Source organism: Bacillus sp. ISL-18, assembly GCF_018613415.1.
Classification (GTDB): domain Bacteria; phylum Bacillota; class Bacilli; order Bacillales; family Cytobacillaceae; genus Neobacillus.
Map to the genome: position 1 here is coordinate 26174 of NZ_JAGGQG010000014.1, position 17482 is coordinate 43655.

15 protein-coding genes are annotated in these 17482 nt (G+C 38.7%); 10 read left to right on the plus strand and 5 right to left on the minus strand.

The window, feature by feature from the left end; translation table 11 throughout:
- The first annotated feature begins 40 nt into the window (after positions 1-40).
- Positions 41-847 carry a Cof-type HAD-IIB family hydrolase gene (locus tag J7E81_RS20755; RefSeq protein ID WP_215045360.1) on the plus strand — a complete coding sequence of 269 codons (807 nt, stop codon included), beginning with the start codon at positions 41-43 and terminating at the stop codon, positions 845-847.
- 194 nt (positions 848-1041) lie between these two features.
- On the opposite strand, the gene J7E81_RS20760 is transcribed toward J7E81_RS20755, so the two are convergent.
- Both J7E81_RS20760 and J7E81_RS20765 read right to left on the minus strand, forming a co-directional pair.
- Complete coding sequence (locus J7E81_RS20760; RefSeq protein ID WP_215045361.1) at positions 1042-1266, minus strand: hypothetical protein; 225 nt, start codon at positions 1264-1266, stop codon at positions 1042-1044.
- A gap of 3 nt (positions 1267-1269) precedes the next feature.
- On the minus strand, positions 1270-1590 hold the full coding sequence (locus J7E81_RS20765; protein ID WP_215045362.1) for a YbjQ family protein: 321 nt from the start codon (positions 1588-1590) through the stop codon (positions 1270-1272).
- Positions 1591-1949: 359 nt separating this feature from the next.
- Here J7E81_RS20765 and J7E81_RS20770 point away from each other — a divergent pair, with 359 nt between their 5' ends.
- The 9 genes from J7E81_RS20770 (at position 1950) to J7E81_RS20810 (ending at position 14506) form a co-directional block, all read left to right on the plus strand.
- Positions 1950-3452 carry a malate:quinone oxidoreductase gene (locus tag J7E81_RS20770; RefSeq protein WP_215045363.1) on the plus strand — a complete coding sequence of 501 codons (1503 nt, stop codon included), beginning with the start codon at positions 1950-1952 and terminating at the stop codon, positions 3450-3452.
- Between the two features lie 200 nt (positions 3453-3652).
- The gene (locus tag J7E81_RS20775) at positions 3653-5209 is read left to right on the plus strand and encodes a histidine kinase N-terminal 7TM domain-containing diguanylate cyclase (RefSeq protein WP_215045364.1); all 1557 of its coding nucleotides are present in this window, start codon (positions 3653-3655) and stop codon (positions 5207-5209) included.
- A gap of 379 nt (positions 5210-5588) precedes the next feature.
- Positions 5589-6995 (plus strand): glucuronate isomerase, encoded by a 1407-nt coding sequence (gene uxaC, locus J7E81_RS20780; RefSeq protein ID WP_215045365.1) that lies wholly within the window; start codon positions 5589-5591, stop codon positions 6993-6995.
- A gap of 246 nt (positions 6996-7241) precedes the next feature.
- A complete protein-coding gene (locus J7E81_RS20785; protein WP_215045614.1) occupies positions 7242-8642 on the plus strand; it encodes a glycoside-pentoside-hexuronide (GPH):cation symporter in 1401 nt (466 codons plus the stop codon).
- Between the two features lie 132 nt (positions 8643-8774).
- Positions 8775-9773 (plus strand): LacI family DNA-binding transcriptional regulator, encoded by a 999-nt coding sequence (locus tag J7E81_RS20790; protein WP_215045366.1) that lies wholly within the window; start codon positions 8775-8777, stop codon positions 9771-9773.
- 82 nt (positions 9774-9855) lie between these two features.
- On the plus strand, positions 9856-11325 hold the full coding sequence (locus J7E81_RS20795) for a tagaturonate reductase (RefSeq protein WP_215045367.1): 1470 nt from the start codon (positions 9856-9858) through the stop codon (positions 11323-11325).
- A 12-nt stretch (positions 11326-11337) separates the two neighbouring features.
- A complete protein-coding gene (locus J7E81_RS20800; protein WP_215045368.1) occupies positions 11338-12825 on the plus strand; it encodes a UxaA family hydrolase in 1488 nt (495 codons plus the stop codon).
- A 57-nt stretch (positions 12826-12882) separates the two neighbouring features.
- Positions 12883-13539 (plus strand): bifunctional 4-hydroxy-2-oxoglutarate aldolase/2-dehydro-3-deoxy-phosphogluconate aldolase, encoded by a 657-nt coding sequence (locus J7E81_RS20805; protein WP_215045369.1) that lies wholly within the window; start codon positions 12883-12885, stop codon positions 13537-13539.
- The gene (locus tag J7E81_RS20810; protein ID WP_215045370.1) at positions 13523-14506 is read left to right on the plus strand and encodes a sugar kinase; all 984 of its coding nucleotides are present in this window, start codon (positions 13523-13525) and stop codon (positions 14504-14506) included. The genes J7E81_RS20805 and J7E81_RS20810 overlap by 17 nt, the downstream gene beginning before the upstream one ends.
- A gap of 103 nt (positions 14507-14609) precedes the next feature.
- Here the strand turns inward: J7E81_RS20810 and J7E81_RS20815 are convergent, their stop codons facing one another.
- From J7E81_RS20815 to nagA, 3 genes are all read right to left on the minus strand, one after another.
- Complete coding sequence (locus J7E81_RS20815) at positions 14610-15332, minus strand: GntR family transcriptional regulator (RefSeq protein ID WP_215045371.1); 723 nt, start codon at positions 15330-15332, stop codon at positions 14610-14612.
- A gap of 79 nt (positions 15333-15411) precedes the next feature.
- Complete coding sequence (gene nagB / locus J7E81_RS20820; RefSeq protein WP_215045372.1) at positions 15412-16152, minus strand: glucosamine-6-phosphate deaminase; 741 nt, start codon at positions 16150-16152, stop codon at positions 15412-15414.
- On the minus strand, positions 16149-17354 hold the full coding sequence (gene nagA / locus J7E81_RS20825; protein ID WP_215045373.1) for an N-acetylglucosamine-6-phosphate deacetylase: 1206 nt from the start codon (positions 17352-17354) through the stop codon (positions 16149-16151). The genes nagB and nagA overlap by 4 nt, the downstream gene beginning before the upstream one ends.
- Positions 17355-17482: the final 128 nt, after the last annotated feature.

The following is a 17482-nucleotide window of genomic DNA, read 5'->3' on the forward strand; positions in this document are numbered from 1 at the left end:
TCAGTTGAATAGATGGCTTTTGTGAAGCATAGGAGCGGAAATGTATAAATTATTGGCTTTGGATATAGATGGGACCTTTTTGAAGAGTAATGGGGAAGTTTGTGAATCTACAATTATTTCAATTAAAAAGGCTATTAAACTTGGGACCATTGTTACCTTTTTAACTGGAAGAACCCTGGATGGAGTTACAAGATTCATAGAAATGCTTGATTTAGATACACCAGTTATTATTTATAATGGTGCAATGATTATTGAGACAAAGACGAATGCAAATATTTTCGCAAAAAATCTAAGCACAAATGATGCCAGACAAATAATTGAACTAGGTTCGAGCTTTGAAACTACTATGCTTTTATGGTCAAATAAACAGTTATATGTAAATGTAAATAATCATTACATTACACAAGATAAAGAAATACATGGAATAGAGCCAATTGTAATCAATAATTATGATACTATTATTAATAATGGATTGTCTAAAATTGTTTGGATGGATGAACCGCAAAAAATTGAAAGAATGAAAACCAAGATTGAAAACACCATAAATAAAACGATATCATATTGTACTTCTGCAGCGAATTATTTGGAATTTTTTGATAAAGATGTTTCTAAGGCGCATGCTCTGGCAAAAGTCGCCGAAATGTATAACTTCAAGAAGGAAGAAATCATTGCAATTGGTGACGGTGAAAATGATATGTCTATGATTGAGTATGCAGGATTAGGAATTGCAATGGGTAATTCTTCTGATGTTGTAAAAGAAGTAGCAAATTTTGTTACGACTTCTAATGATAATAAAGGGATTGCTAAAGCCCTAGAGAAATTTCTATTTTTAAATACAGTATCCTAGATAATATTGAATTTTTTTAAAGCACTTTTTACTGAAATAGGAACCGTATTGGTTCAGTAGGATTGTATTTTTTTAAAGAATAATAACGGTATGGTAGATAATTTGCAGTAAACCTAGTAAGAAAATAAAACGAAAAGAGCCTGTTTAGTTAAACATTAAACCGGCTCCTTTTTTCTTTAATAATCGAAATGGCATCATTCTTCTTTATAAAAGCGTTCTCCTGTTTCCTGATTGAAATAAACGACTAATCTTTTATTTGTTGTTGGATCAAATGATACTTCATTGGTTCGGACAAAGCCTTTAGGTACTTGCTGTCCATGCTTTGCTTTGAAGCGGCGGTCCCAAATGAACCAAGATCCAATGATTAAAATGATTAGAATAATGAGTTGAATTCCATAAAAGCCAACAATCCATTTCATGGGTTATACCTTTTCGGCAATAACTGCTGTTCCATAAGCAACAATTTCACTCATATTCTGGCCGATTTCTCCAGAGTCAAAGCGCATCATTATGATTGCGGTTGCACCCATGGCCGAAGCATTTTTTACCATCCGGTCAATTGCTTGTTTTCTGGCATCTTCGAGCATTTCAGTATATTGACTGATTTCCCCGCCTACAAGTCCCTTTAAAGAAGCAACAATATCTTTACCAATTCCTCTTGCTCGTACAGTTAAGCCGAATACTGGACCTATCACTTCTGTAATTTTATGATTAGCAATATTTTCAGTTGTTACGATGATCATATCGATCCGCCCCTTAACAAAAATAATGACTACATCCTTTATTTTACTTTTCACTTGATATAAATACCATTACTTTTTGGATTAACCTCCACTTTGTATGGAAAGGAATGTCAATCAAAACGGTTTTTTTGTGTTTATAGGGTCTCGAAAAAGGAACGTCCCACTTTATTACATGCTTTAAATAGTTTATAATTATCAGATAATGCTAAATATATTAATCTATAAATAGTAATAGTAATTGTCACTTGATTATCATTGGTTCAAAAACGTGTGTTCCTAGGCGGCGCCTTGCTTTTTGTGACACCTATTCAGGAGCGCCTGCATCTTTTTTCAAATATAGAGATAAGGAAGCGGTTATAATGAGCAGCATGCAGACAAAAACAGACATTATTTTAATTGGGGCCGGAGTCATGAGTGCGACTTTGGGGTCATTATTGAAAGAGTTAGCACCAGAATGGGAAATTAAGGTGTTTGAGAAACTCGCAAATCCTGGAGAAGAAAGCTCGAATGAATGGAATAATGCCGGTACCGGCCATTCAGCTCTGTGTGAGCTAAACTATACATCCGAAAAATCGGATGGTTCAATTGATATTAGCAAGGCTATCCAAATTAATGAACAGTTTCAGCTCTCTAGACAGTTTTGGTCTTATCTTGTAAACCGTAATTTAATTCAAAATCCGCAAGACTTTATCATGCCAATCCCTCATATGAGTTTGGTACAAGGGGAAGATAATGTAACCTTTTTGAAAAAACGATTTAAAGCGCTGTCAAGCAATCCCCTATTTCAAGGGATGGAATTTTCCGAAGATCCTGAAAAACTGAAGGAATGGATTCCGCTGATCATGGAAGGCCGTACATCCAATGAACCGATAGCGGCAACTAAAATTGATTCCGGAACGGATGTCAATTTCGGTGCTTTAACCCGCATGTTGTTTGATCACTTAAAGAGCAAAGACGTCGAGATAAACTATAATCATAGTGTTAAAGATATTAAACGTGCAAACGATGGCTCTTGGGAAGTAAAAGTCCATAATATCGCTAGCGATACGATAGAATATCATACAGCAAAATTCGTCTTTATCGGCGGCGGCGGCGGCAGTCTGACTTTGCTGCAAAAAACCGGTATCGCTGAGTCCAAACATATTGGGGGATTTCCGGTAAGTGGATTGTTTTTGGTATGTAACAAACCGGAGATTGTCGAACAGCATCATGCAAAAGTATATGGGAAAGCTAAGGTGGGTGCTCCCCCAATGTCCGTCCCGCATCTTGATACAAGATTTATTGAGCATAAAAAATCTTTACTGTTTGGACCTTTTGCTGGCTTCTCGCCCAAGTTTTTAAAAACTGGTTCTAACATGGATTTACTAAATTCCGTAAAGCCGAATAATGTCCTGACGATGTTAGCTGCAGGGGCAAAGAATGTTCCATTAACAAAATATCTAATCCAACAACTCATGCTATCAAAAGAACAACGAATCGAAGAGTTACGGGAATTCATTCCGAATGCTAAAATCGAGGACTGGGATATCGTGACAGCAGGCCAACGGGTGCAAGTGATCAAGGATACGGAGACAGGCGGTAAAGGGACACTTCAATTTGGGACAGAAGTAGTTAACGCTGCGGATGGCTCAATCGCAGCATTACTGGGTGCTTCTCCAGGTGCCTCTACTGCAGTTCACGTTATGCTGGAAGTGTTAGCGAAATGTTTCCCGCAGCATATAAAAGAGTGGGAACCGAAAATCATGGAGATGATCCCTTCCTATGGCTTGTCGCTAGTGGAAAATCCAGAGTTTTTCCACGACATTCATATTTCAACAGCACAGACGCTTAACCTAAGCGAAAAAGAATTGGTCTATAGTTAATTTTGTTAAATCCTAGTATGATAGAATCATCATAATAAATACAGTAGAGAAACGGGAATTGGATGATCCAATTCCCGTTTCGGTTTGGTTTCAATTATGCAGACGATGATCTAGAGGATGTTATTAATAATATTCCACATTTGTTTTTATCTATGCTACATTAAAGGGAAAGGTGTTATCCAAAAAGAGGTATCAAAATCGTGAACTCACAACTGACAGCCTATATAACGCTGGTTTGTACATCGGGCGTACTTAATTTGTATTTATGCTTATACGCCTATGTAAAGCGGCACCATTATACGAATATAGCTTATTTCTTTATTCTTTATACTGCTTCCATCACCATTTATTGTTTTGCTTCTGCTGTTGGTTTAATGGCTACAACAATTGAAGAACTAAAGTTTTGGACAATCATTCAATACATTGGCATGCCGTTTTCTCCACCCTTGGGATTATTGTTCATCATGCAGTATTTAGGAATAAAGATAACGAAAAAAAGGATTACAGCTCTTCTTACGATCCCACTCATTAGTTTGCTCATGGTTGCTACGAATGATTGGCATCATTTGCATTATCGTGTATTTGAAATCGATCCAATCTTGGGAGCTCCTTATATTCATCAGGAGATCGGTATCTGGTATATGATTCATGGCATTTTCATATTTGCCTGCATGTTTGTAGCTTTTTTACTAGTTATTTTTCATTGGCGTGAGACTGATAAGGTTTATCGCCCGCAATTAATCTCATTATTGTGCGGTCAACTGGTTCCGATGCTAACCGCTTTTGTTTATCTAATTGGTTTTACCCCTGCGGGTATTGATCCAGTTCCAATGGTTTTATGGCTTTCATCACTATTATATTTATGGTCTATTAACACATCACGAATGTTCACCATTATGCCAGTTGCGAAAGATGCGATATTTAATAGTATTAATGATGGAGTGATTGTGTTAGATGAATCCTATCGATTAATAGAGTTTAATCAAGCGTGTAAGAATATGTTTCCACCTCTAAATAAATCGATGTTTGGATTGAGCTTTGATCGGGTTTGGCCAATGTTATCAGGAGGATCGTCTCCCTTTATGCTAAAAGAAGCAGCGTCCACTTGGGAAATGCAGTTAGCTGTCGATCATTTAGAACGTATCTATCAAGTTCGTACTTCATCCTTACAGCATGCTAATAATAGTAAAGGTCAATTAATTATTTTTACTGATATTACCGAGCTAAAACGGCTGCAGGTAAAATTGGAGCATCTAGCCTACTACGATGAACTTACACAAATTTTTAATCGCCGAGCATTTTTTCAGCAGTGTGAGCAAGAATTTTCCGCAGCAAAGAAGGATTCATTACCATTTACGATGATATTGTGTGATATAGATTATTTTAAAAGAGTCAATGATACCTATGGTCATCATGTCGGTGATCAATTGCTTGTGCACGTAGTAAAAGTTTGCCAAACGCAGTTAAAGGAAGATATTTTATTTGCGCGATATGGCGGTGAGGAATTTGTTCTGGCTCTGAAAGGATGGACCGTAGTAGAGGGTGAAGTGTTGGCTAATAAACTGCGAAAGCAGGTAGAAGCACAGCCGCTGCTAACTACTGAGGGAGTTATTTCTGTTACCTTAAGCAGTGGAGTAGCTGAGGCAATGGAAGACACAGAGGAAACGCTGCATCAGCTGTTGAATAAGGCGGATAAAGCTTTATATTCCGCAAAACGAGAAGGACGTAATCAAGTGCAAGTCTATAGAGCTATTTAGAAACTAGTAAATAGTAAGTAGATGCCTCCAAAATGGGAGGCATTTTTGAATTATGTTAGTTTAACAATTATAGTAAGCTAACTAAAGTGTACTGGCAGATTTGTGACAACCTTCTAATAGAATTTTGAACATTTATTGAAAACGCTTAAAAATTTTTTATAAAAACAATTGAATGATAACTTTATCCGAGGTATTATAGAAACAGATAAAATGTTCACGTTAACATCACGGGAGAATAAACCAAAGAATCCAATCGTTAAAATGGAATAAAATCAATTTTTTACCAGTAATTATGTTAACGTTAACAAAGTATTTTGCGTCAACTTAAACTTTCTTTGAAATGGCCAAAATATAAATTTACAGGAAGATGGTGAAGAATATGCAAAAATTCATGGATGATAACTTTCTTTTAAAAAATGAAACAGCAGTCCGCTTATATCATGATTATGCAAAACAAATGCCAATCATTGATTACCATTGCCACTTAAGCCCAAAGGAAATTTATGAAAATAAAACCTTTAAAAATATTACGGAAATCTGGCTTTATGGTGATCATTACAAATGGCGTTTAATGAGAAGTAATGGGATAGAGGAAGAGTTCATCACTGGAAGTGCAAGTGACTATGAAAAATTCATGGCTTGGGCAAGAACAGTCCCAATGACAATTGGTAATCCGTTATATAACTGGACACATCTAGAATTACAAAGGTTTTTCGGGATTTATGATTTACTCAATGAAGAAAGTGCACCGCAAATTTGGGAGAAGGTTAATGCCTTATTAAATAGTGAGGGCTTTGGAGCAAGAGATTTTATTAGAAAATCAAATGTAAAAGTCGTTTGTACAACCGATGATCCAACAGACAGTCTGGAGTATCATCTTAAATTGAAAGAAGAAACTAACTTTGATGTCAAGGTGCTGCCAAGCTTTAGACCTGACAAGGCTTTAGAGATTAATAGAGACACCTTCCAGCAATGGGTTGAAATGCTTCAATCTGTATCAGGTGTTTCAATTGAATCCTATCAGGATTTCCTAGAGGCACTTGAATCAAGGGTAAGATTTTTTGATTCGGTTGGCTGCAAAGTCTCGGACCATGCTATTGATCAAATGATGTACGCTGACACGACAAAAGAAGAAGCAGATGTCATTTTTAATCAAGCAATACAAGGAAATAAGGTTTCCATTGAAGATGAAAAGAAATTCAAAACATTCACCTTTAAATTTTTAGGCAAACTTTATAGCGAGCTGGACTGGGCGATGCAATTCCACATTAATGCATTAAGAAATAATAATAGTAGAATGTTTAAAGCAATGGGTCCTGACACTGGCTGGGATTCGATTAACGATGAATCGATTGCGAAGCCATTATCAAAATTATTGAACTTGATTGAACAAGAAAGCGGACTTCCAAAGACCATCATCTACTCATTAAATCCTAACGATAACAATACCATTGCCTCTATGATTGGTAATTTCCAAGGCGGAGGAATCCCAGGGAAAATTCAATTCGGTACAGCCTGGTGGTTTAATGATACTAAGGATGGAATGATTGAACAAATGAAGTCATTGTCCAATATGGGGCTGTTCAGCCGATTCATTGGAATGCTGACTGACTCCAGGAGTTTCCTATCTTACACAAGGCATGAATATTTTAGAAGAATCGTATGTTCCCAGATTGCCGAATGGGTTGAAAACGGGGAAGTTCCGAATAACATTGAGTTTTTAGGGAGTATTGTCCAAGGTATTTGTTATCAAAATGCCAAAGAATACTTTGGGTTTGAGCTATAAAAAAAGTCCCACCCTTACTAGTATTATTGCAGTAATACTAGTAAGGTGGAACACCAAGAAAAAATTAATCAATAAATTATATCAAAGATTCACTCCTTGTTTCAAGTAGACACATCGTTTAAAAGGTAAAAAACCAAAGTTTTTAAGGTTTTATGGAAACGGATTCAGCAGACTGGTTGAATTAACCATATATGTATGAATGGCAGGTTCTTATTATATAAAGGTGGTGTATGTATGGCAGACAATATGGCAAGAACATTAAATAAAAAAAGTAATACTTCAGATCAAGGATCAGGGAAAATTACCACAAAAGAGAAAGTTAGTTATGGATTTGGTGACTTTGGAAACGGCTTCATGTTTGACTTAGGTCAGTCCTATTTAATGCATTTCTATACGGATATTGCGGGCATAAGCGCAGCGGCTGCAGCAGGTGTCTTTTCAATAACGAAAATCTTCGATGCCTTTATGGATCCTTTGGCAGGTTCCTTTATTGACTCGAGGACGCCTGGTAAACGCGGGAAATTCCGCCCTGTTATGATGTTTGCTTCCATTTTGCTGGCAGTTATGACGGTCGTTACTTTTACCATGCCTGACCTTTCAATGGGTGGAAAGATTGCTTGGGCATATGGAACGTATATGGCATGGGGTCTAATCTATTCCTTTACAAATGTTCCTTATGGTTCCTTGGCTTCCGTTATGACGAGGGATGTTGGTGAACGTTCGATTATGGCATCAACACGGCAAGCGGGATCCATTGGTGCTCAATTAGTTACTGGTGTTGCTTTTGTTCCAATCCTGATGCTATTCCCAAGTCAAAAAATAGGTTATCCAATAACGGCTGCCATTATGGCATTAATAGGTGTTATTGGTTTTTGGATTTGCTATAAAAATACAAAAGAACATATTAAAGTTGAAAACTCTAAAGGAAAAGAAAAGCAGTCAGCGAAAGATTATTTCCGTGTTGTCTTCACCAATCGTCCATTATGGTGCCTAATTTTAATGACTTTGTTTACAATTTCAGCCATGAATACGAATAACGCAATGATGATTTATTTCTGCCAATATAACCTTGGCCACGTGGGTTTACAGCCAATTATTAACTTCATCCAAATGGGTAGTTCAGTTGCAGGTATTGCCTTAATTCCAATGTTAGTACGCCGCTTTGGCAAAAAGAAAACGGCGATGGCCGGTTTGTTAATCGGTGTTGTTGCTGATGGGTTAAATTTTATTATCCCAACAAATATTTATAGCTTTATCGTCTTAGTTTCAATTGGTTATGCTGCGTTAGCGATTTCAAATGGTGTTACGTGGGCCTTTGTTTCCGATACAATTGATTATGGACATTGGCACACTGGCGTTCGTAAAGAAGGTGTTACGTATGCCGCATTTAACTTCTCTCGTAAGATTGCACAGTCGCTTGCTGCTCTAGTTTCAGCTGGTGTACTTGCTGCAACTGGCTATATTGCGAATGCTCACCAATCTGCGGGAACACTCCTGGGGATTAAGGGGACAATGACTCTTTATCCAGCGGTTGCCTTACTGCTTGCTGCGGTCATTCTCGGCTTGCTATACAATTTGTCTGATGATAAATTCAAAAGCATTGCCCACGATTTAAATAATGGCCGTTGGGAAAAAGGACGTTTCTAAGTATAAAAAATAAAGACGTGGGGATCTCCACTCCCCCGTCTTTTAGATTAACAGCTAATGCTATAATAGTATTAATAAATTGGCGCTACTGGTAAAATTAGAAGCGGAAGGTTAGAAAAAGGGTGAACAAACATGGTTACAATTAAAGATATTGCAAAACTGGCAAATGTATCCCATACGACTGTGTCCCGTGCGTTAAATGACAGTCCGCTTATCAAGCCAGGAACCAAAAAAAAGATACAAGAATTAGCTGCACAGTTGAATTATATACCTAACTTTAATGCCAAAAGCCTTGTCATGCAAAAGTCCTATACGATAGGTCTTTTCTTTACAAGTATATCAAATGGTACATCACCAAGTTTCTTTGCAGATACCGTAAAAGGTGTTAATCATGTCATTAATGAGGATTACAATTTATTTGTAAGAGGCATCGATGATTATCCTAACTTTTCATCGATTCATCATAGACGATTCGATGGAATTATTTTAATGAGTCAAAGTGAGGTAGATAATTCCTTTATTTATCATGTCCTTAATCAAAAAATTCCTCTTGTTGTGATTAATCGAGAGGTTAGCGATCAGTCTATTATTAATATTTTATCGAATGACCGTGAAGGTTCTTGTCAGGCTGTAAAGCATCTTATCCAAAAGGGTCACAAGGATATTGCGATTATAGAAGGTATTAAAGGATTTAAATCTTCATTGGAGCGGAGAGAGGGATATTTAAAGGCCTTGATTGATGAGCAAATTCCCATTCAGAGCGAATATATTGTTAACGGAAATTATGATATGGAAAGCGGATATAAGGCAATGGAAAAATTGTTGTCACTAGAAAACCCGCCAACAGCCGTCTTTAGCTCCAATGATGATATGGCAGTAGGTGCTCTCAATGCTGTATTTGCAAAGGGACTAACTGTCCCTGGGGACATTTCCGTCATAGGTTTTGATGATATTCAAATTGCACGATATACCAATCCTTCATTAACAACCGTCAAGAAACCAATTGAGAAAATCAGCAGGCTCGGTGCAGAAAAAATCCTGAAAGCTGTCGAAGGTCAAGAGATTAAAGGCGAAAAAATATTTGTTGAAACAGAGTTAATTATAAGAAAGTCCGTTTCTACATGGAATTAATATTTCCCGTTTGTAAGTAAATGCTTATAAACGGGTTTTAAATAGATAAAATGTTAACGTGTGCATAAAAGGAGGAACAATTATGCAAAAACTAAACAAAAAAACAGTTGAAGGCTATAAAAACTATCCTGAAAAGGTGTTGCAATTTGGAGAAGGGAATTTTTTAAGGGCGTTTGTTGATTGGCAAATTGATGTTCTCAACAAGACCACAGATTTTAATGGCAGTGTGGTGGTCGTCCAGCCACGGGGAAGTGCAGGGGTAGAAAAACTTAATGAACAGGATGGCTTATATACCCTTTATTTGCAAGGCATGAAAGACGGAAAGCCGGTGAAAGAGCATACCTTAATTGATGCTATCAGCAGGGGCATAGATTTATTCACTCAATACGATCAATTTGTAGAGTTAGCAAAAAATCCGGACCTTCGGTTTATTTTTTCTAATACAACAGAGGCTGGAATTGCTTTTGATGAAACAGATGGTTTAGAGGATCAGCCGCAAAAAAGCTACCCTGGAAAACTAACAGCATTCCTTTATCACCGCTTCCAGGCTTTTAATGGGGATATAAATAAGGGATTCATCGTTATTCCTTGTGAGTTAATTGAGTGTAACGGTGAAAAATTGAAAAAGATTGTTCTCCAATATGCGATCCAATGGGACCTTGGTGACGAATTTATTCAGTGGCTAAATGAAGCAAATACCTTCTGTTGCAGCCTTGTGGACCGGATTGTCCCAGGTTTTCCAAGAGACACAATTGATGAAATGACAGAAGAGCTTGGTTACAAAGATGATTTGGTTGTAGTCGGCGAACAATTTTATTTATGGGTGATTGAAGGCCCGCAATGGATTAAGGATGAGTTTCCAACACATTTGGCAGGCCTAAATACATTATTTGTGGATGACTTAACCCCATACAGGACAAGAAAAGTACGAATTTTAAACGGCTCTCATACAGCCATGACTCCAGTCTCTTATTTATATGGCTTAGAAACTGTCGCCGAAGCAGTTGATCACCCAGTAGTGGGGTCCTATATTAAGGAACTAATCTTTGATGAAATTATTCCAACCTTAGATCTTCCAGTTGAAGAATTAAACCATTTTGCTGATGCAATACTGGAAAGATTTATGAACCCATTTATCAAACATTTTCTTATGAGCATTTCACTTAATTCAATGTCAAAATATAAAACGAGAGATCTGCCATCGTTATTGGAATTTATTGACCGAAAAAAGGAATTGCCAGCAAAGCTTGTATTTTCCCTTGCGGCGCTTATTTCTTTCTATAAAGGAAAAAGAGGAACAGAAGATATTCAGTTGTCAGATGATCAGGATATTCTTAATTTGTTTCATCAGCAATGGGGAACATTTGATGGAACAGTTGAAAGTTTAAGAGCGATTGTCAAAACAGTCTTAGGATATGAGAAGAATTGGGAAATGGACTTAAATGCAGTTCCAGGATTAACGGATATGGTAACAACTTATCTTTATGAGATTGAAACAAAGGGAATGAAAAGCGCGGTTGAAGCTGTATTAAACGTAAAAGCCGAACAATAAGGGGGAACAATCATGTTAGATATTATTCAAATCAATGAAAATGATAATGTTGTCGTTGCCTTAAAGGACCTGGAAATGGGTCAATCCATTGAAGTAAACGAAAATGAAGTCATCTTAAAAGAGGCTGTTAAAAGGGGCCATAAGGTTGCTATAAAGGACATTCAGGAAAATGAAAATGTGGTCAAATACGGTTATCCAATTGGGCATGCAAAAGGGTTTATTCAAGCTGGGGAACACGTTCATACTCATAATACAAAAACCAATCTTGATGGCATACAAGACTACCAATTCACCCAAAAGCTGACTGAAAATCCCTATAAAAAAGAACCGTTATCCTTTAAGGGCTTCAAACGTCAAAACGGTCTTGTTGGGATCCGTAACGAACTCTGGATAGTCCCAACAGTTGGCTGCGTGAATGGCGTAGCAGAGACGATCATTAAACGGTTTGTAAAAGAAGTTGGAAATATCAGCCCATTTGAGGACATTCTTGTACTAAAACATAACTACGGATGCTCCCAGCTTGGGGATGACCATACGAATACAAGAGACATATTGCGAGATGCGGTCCTTCATCCAAATGCGGGTGGTGTGCTGGTGTTAGGTCTTGGATGTGAGAATAATAATTTATATGAATTTAAAGAGAGTCTTGGCGAATTTGATGATCATAGGGTAAAGTTTCTCGTTTCGCAAGAGGTTTCAAATGAAATTGAGGCAGGAGTAGAGTTATTAAAGGAAATCTATGAAAATGCCAAAAATGATCAGCGTGAAGATGTACCATTGTCTGAATTAAAAATCGGCCTAAAATGTGGCGGCTCGGATGGACTGTCTGGTATTACCGCGAATCCATTGCTTGGCAGGCTGTCCGACTTCCTTGTGGCTCAAGGTGGAACGACGGTTTTAACCGAGGTTCCTGAAATGTTTGGTGCTGAGACGATTCTCATGGAACGGGCAGCGAATGAAGAAGTATTTTCTAAAACTGTAGAACTAATCAATGATTTTAAACAATATTTTATTGCTAATAACCAGCCTGTCTATGAAAATCCGTCACCAGGGAACAAGGAGGGCGGCATCACGACACTAGAAGATAAATCGCTTGGCTGTACCCAAAAAGCAGGAACATCGATGGTTAATGACGTACTTAAATATGGAGAAAGAATTAAGAAAAAGGGTTTAAATCTTTTGAGTGCCCCAGGAAATGACCTTGTTGCTGCATCTGCCTTAGCATCGGCTGGCTGTCAATTGGTTCTCTTTACAACTGGCAGAGGTACACCATTTGGCACATTTGTCCCAACAATGAAGGTATCAACAAATACACCGCTTTATGAAGCAAAGCCTCACTGGATTGACTATAATGCAGGAGTTTTGCTTGAGCAGTCAGGCGATGTCGTTTTGCGTGATTTTATTGACTATATTATTAAAGTAGCGAGCGGTGAACTCGTGAACAATGAAAAGAATGAATTTAAAGAGATTGCTATTTTTAAGACAGGCGTTACTTTATAAGCTTTTGCTACAACGAAGCCGTGGGAACGATCAATTCTACTTTAGGAGGACAAGACATTGGCACAAGATTTACTGTCATTACTTGCAAAGGAAAAAATAATCGCTATCGTCAGGGGAATTCCAAGGGGCAGCGGGGAGCAAACAGCCAAAGCTCTAGCCGAAGGAGGAATTTCATTTTTAGAAATTACTTTAAATACGGATGGCGCCTTAGATATGATTGACGAAGTCAAGGGAAAATTTGGAGAACGAATAAAAGTAGGCGCAGGGACCGTTTTAAATCTTAAAATGGCAAAGGAAGCGATACAGGCGGGTGCTGAATACATCATCTCGCCAAACCTTGATGAGGAAGTTTTAACATATGGACTTGAGCAGGGTGTGGAGGTCTGGCCGGGAACCATGACTCCATCTGAGATTGTCCGGGCTTATAATCTCGGGGCAAAGGTAGTAAAAGTATTTCCAATTGGTTCCCTAGGTGTGAAATATATTAAGGATTTACGAGCGCCTCTATCTCATATTCCAATGGTTGCTACGGGTGGAGTCAATTTAGATAATATCAAGGAAGTACTTGGTTACGGCGCAGTTGCAGTAGGCCTAGGGGGAAATCTCGTAAATAATAGCTTGATTGAAAAAGGTGACTTTGAGAAAATTACTCATATGACAGCATCGTATACCAAACTAGCTAAAGAGGTGGAGGAAAATGCAGCAAAATCATAGAGCGGATGTTGTGACAATCGGTGAAAGTATGGTCCTATTTCAGCCAATGGGCGAAAAGGGAATTAAGTATGAGTCCCTTTTTACAAAGTCATTGGCAGGGGCAGAATCAAATGTAGCCATTGGACTAACTCGTTTAGGGAAAAAAGTTCGATGGATTAGTAAGGTAGGCAACGATCCTTTTGGTGATTTTATCTTAGCAACGCTTGCGGGCGAAGGGGTGGATGTATCCCATGCCCTCCGGGATAAAGGGTCCCCTACAGCTGTTTACTTTAAGGAGACAAAAGCGTTTGGAGATCCAACCGTGTACTATTATCGGAAAAACTCCGCCGCCAGCAAAATGGAACCGTCTGATGTTCGTCCAGAGTGGCTGGAAGGTGCCAGGCACCTACATGTGACAGGAATAACACCTGCATTAAGCGAAAATGCTGCTGCGGCCATTCGTCAAACAATGGAACTTTCCAGAGAAATGGGAATAACGATTTCGTTGGATCCTAACCTAAGGAGAAAGCTTTGGAGTGAGGAGCAGGCAAGAAGGGTGCTGCTTTCTCTTATCCCATTATGCGATGTGTTTCTTCCAGGTGAAGAAGAAGCAGAGTTTCTCATCGGGAAACAATCAATCGAAGATTACGGTAAGCAATTTCTTGGAATGGGACCAAAAGTTGTGGCATTAAAGCTTGGCGAAGAGGGTTCGATTGGTTTTATAGAAGGGAATTCAATGAAAGTGGCTCCCCATGCGGTTCAGCATGTAATCGATACAGTTGGTGCCGGGGATGCATTTGCCGCTGGCTTTGTCTCTGTCTTTTTAGACAATCAAACTGCCATGACACCAGCTTCTTTGGAAAAGGCCTTAACTCGAGCCAATATTATGGGAGCGTTAGCAACTCAATTTAAAGGTGACTGGGAAGGTATACCTGCGTTAGAAGAGCTCGAGGCGATTGGTTCAGGGAAAGTCGAAGTAAAGAGATAGTATTCTTAATCAATAGGCATTAAATGACAAACTTTCGCAAAAGAGCCAAGACATGTGTCTTGGCTCTTTTGAAAATGGACTAGGGCGTCTCCGCTTTTCGACTTTACCGTTTCATTTGAATCATAAATTTATACCGGTCGGCACGATAAGAGGAGCGAACATATTCAACGGGAGTACCATCCTTTAAAAAAGTTTGTTGTTGAATAAGCATAATCGGGGCACCTTTTTTAATTTTTAAAAATTTAGCCTCAACTTGATTCGCAATGGACGATTCAATTATTTGTGAAGCGTGGTCTATTTGAAAATTCAGTTGTTCCTCAATGAAGGCATAAACAGACTTTTTCACAATCTGCTCTGTTAGGCCTTTAATAAGATTTGCTGAGATATAATTTGATTCCACAGCCATTGGAACATCATCAGCAAGCCGAATACGTTTAATCTCATACACGGGGCCATGTTCTTGAATACCGAGCTGGCTGGCAATTTGGCTAGTTGCAGGAATAATTTCAAAGGAGAGCAATTGACTGTCTGGTTTTAACCCTCTAGCAACCATATCTTCCGTAAAGCTGCGTAATCGATGAAGCGGTTGTTCAATTTTTCGCTCCGACACAAAAGTCCCTTTTCCTTGGATTCGATGTAGATAGCCTTCGTTAACAAGCTGAGTTAAAGCCTGTCTCACTGTCATCCGGCTGATTTGATACTTTTCAGCATACTCTCGTTCAGGAGGAATGGAATCGCCGGGTCTTAGCTCACCTTTCTCAATTAAATCCTTTATAAGCTCTTGAAGCTGATAATATATCGGGATGGGGGAATCCTTTTTGATCATACTCCTCTCGTGCATCCTTTCTATTTAAACTCAGGAAACCTGTTTGCTTCTCGTTTAGAAGGACACGAAAGAGGAGAACTCAACTGTGAACCTTTAAACCAGCAATTGCAGCCTTATCTGCAATAATTGTAACATATGGATGATTTTTCAGCACGGATGCAGGAAATCTTTCATCGATCGTATCTTCAGTCAAAAGTCTCCTCAGTGCATCCTTTTTTTGTTCTCCGGAAACGAGTAAGAGAATTTCTTTGCTTTTCATTATTGTCGCTATTCCCATCGTTAGGGCTTTTGTCGGGACCTCTTCCAAACTGTTAAAATATCTTGCATTCGCTTGTCGTGTGGAAGCGGTCAATTGGACCACATGCGTTTCAGTATCAAAGGGTGTTCCAGGTTCATTAAATCCGATGTGGCCATTTGCTCCAATCCCAAGAACTTGCAAATCAATTCCCTTATGTTGGGCAACCAATTTCTCATAGTCATCACATTCTTTTAAAACATCCTCGACAGTTCCACGTGGAACAAATGTGTTATTTTTTTGAATGTCAATATGATTAAATAAGTGATCGTCCATATAATAACGGTAGCTATTCGGGTTGTCTCCAGAGAGTCCGACATATTCATCCAAATTGAAGGATGTAACCTCCCGATACGAAGTCCCATTCTTTTGATGATCAGCAATTAAATTGGCATAAATACCCATAGGTGTTCCGCCTGTAGCAAGTCCAAGTTTAATTTTTGGAGTTTGAATCACTTTTTGAATAATATAATCGGCGGCGATTTTACTCATATCTTGATAATCGATTGCTTCGATAATTTTCATTTTGTTGTTCCTCCCTTAGTATAGGCAACCTTTCCACGGCATATCGTCAGATAAACATCCAAGTTCTCATCAAGGATCACAATATCCGCATCTTTTCCTTTCGAAATGCTGCCCTTTCGATCAAAAACTTTCAGTTGTTTGGCTGGATTGACAGCGGCCATTTCAACTGCTTCCTCTAATTTGCATCCGGTAAAAGCTACTATATTTTTTACCCCTTGTCCCAATTTTAGGATACTGCCTGCAAGGGTTCCGTCACGTAAGGTCGCTCTTCCATCCTGGACGATTACATCCTGTCCGCCTAAATCATAATGACCATTTTTTAGACACTTTGCCCGCATGGCATCGGTGATTAAAATGATCCCCTTTTTCCCTTTTTGCTGGTAGGCGAGTTTCACCATTTCGGGATGGACATGCACACCATCTACTATTAATTCTGCCTTTAACTCTTCCCTTAAAAAGGCTGCTCCCACCACACCAGGCTCACGGTGATGCAGGCCCCGCATTTGGTTGTATAGATGGGTGACATGGTTTGCACCCGCGTCGATGGCCTGAATGACGTCTTCAAATGTGGCGTCAGAGTGGCCAATGGAAGCAATGATTCCTTTTGTTTTTAAATATCGTACCAGCTCGAGCCCGTCTGGCAGCTCGGGTGCAAGTGTGACAAGTTTAATGGATTGACTAGCGAGGTCTTCCCATTTTTTAAACAATTTCAGATTCGGATTAACGATATGTTGAATGGGCTGGGCTCCAGCTTTCTTTTTATTAACAAACGGACCTTCAAGGTGGATTCCGAGTATTTCCGCCTTTCCTGGAGATTGATCTTTTTTAATGAAGCGGCCGGCGTTTAGTAAGGCCTCTTCAATTTTATTTTCTTCTTGGGTCATGGTCGTGGCTAAAAAGCTAGTGGTTCCTTCACCCGGCAATGCCTGGGTCATGGTATCCAACGCTTCTTGTGTGGCGTCCATCGTATCAGCCCCGTTGGCCCCGTGGATATGAACGTCGATAAAACCGGGAACAGCTTTATAGGATGAAGGAATGTTAAGTGCCTCCCATTCTTCCTCTTCCTCGAATGTAAGATTTTTTATTGGACCTAATTCCACGATTTTTTGATCTTTTATTTTTATATAGCCATTTTCAATCCATTGGCCTTCAGCATATATTTGAATTCCCTTGAGCAAAATAGGTGTAAATTTTATTGTCATGTTCATTACTCCCTTTCCAGACACCGTAATTTTATCATTTACAAAATATAGATGTCTATACCAATTTTCTCTAAGAAATATCGGTATCTCTCTATATTATATGCTAGTTATCTGCTTGTTTACCAATA

What these genes read in the sequence shown, in the direction of transcription:
- uxaC (WP_215045365.1), top strand. Translation starts at nt 5,589, where the DNA reads ATGCAAAAATTCATGGATGATAACTTTCTTTTAAAAAATGAAACAGCA.
- J7E81_RS20755 (WP_215045360.1), top strand. Translation starts at nt 41, where the DNA reads ATGTATAAATTATTGGCTTTGGATATAGATGGGACCTTTTTGAAGAGT.
- J7E81_RS20800 (WP_215045368.1), top strand. Translation starts at nt 11,338, where the DNA reads ATGTTAGATATTATTCAAATCAATGAAAATGATAATGTTGTCGTTGCC.
- J7E81_RS20770 (WP_215045363.1), top strand. Translation starts at nt 1,950, where the DNA reads ATGAGCAGCATGCAGACAAAAACAGACATTATTTTAATTGGGGCCGGA.
- J7E81_RS20760 (WP_215045361.1), bottom strand. Translation starts at nt 1,266, where the DNA reads ATGAAATGGATTGTTGGCTTTTATGGAATTCAACTCATTATTCTAATC.
- J7E81_RS20785 (WP_215045614.1), top strand. Translation starts at nt 7,242, where the DNA reads ATGGCAAGAACATTAAATAAAAAAAGTAATACTTCAGATCAAGGATCA.
- J7E81_RS20765 (WP_215045362.1), bottom strand. Translation starts at nt 1,590, where the DNA reads ATGATCATCGTAACAACTGAAAATATTGCTAATCATAAAATTACAGAA.
- J7E81_RS20790 (WP_215045366.1), top strand. Translation starts at nt 8,775, where the DNA reads ATGGTTACAATTAAAGATATTGCAAAACTGGCAAATGTATCCCATACG.
- nagA (WP_215045373.1), bottom strand. Translation starts at nt 17,354, where the DNA reads ATGACAATAAAATTTACACCTATTTTGCTCAAGGGAATTCAAATATAT.
- J7E81_RS20810 (WP_215045370.1), top strand. Translation starts at nt 13,523, where the DNA reads ATGCAGCAAAATCATAGAGCGGATGTTGTGACAATCGGTGAAAGTATG.
- J7E81_RS20815 (WP_215045371.1), bottom strand. Translation starts at nt 15,332, where the DNA reads ATGATCAAAAAGGATTCCCCCATCCCGATATATTATCAGCTTCAAGAG.
- nagB (WP_215045372.1), bottom strand. Translation starts at nt 16,152, where the DNA reads ATGAAAATTATCGAAGCAATCGATTATCAAGATATGAGTAAAATCGCC.
- J7E81_RS20795 (WP_215045367.1), top strand. Translation starts at nt 9,856, where the DNA reads ATGCAAAAACTAAACAAAAAAACAGTTGAAGGCTATAAAAACTATCCT.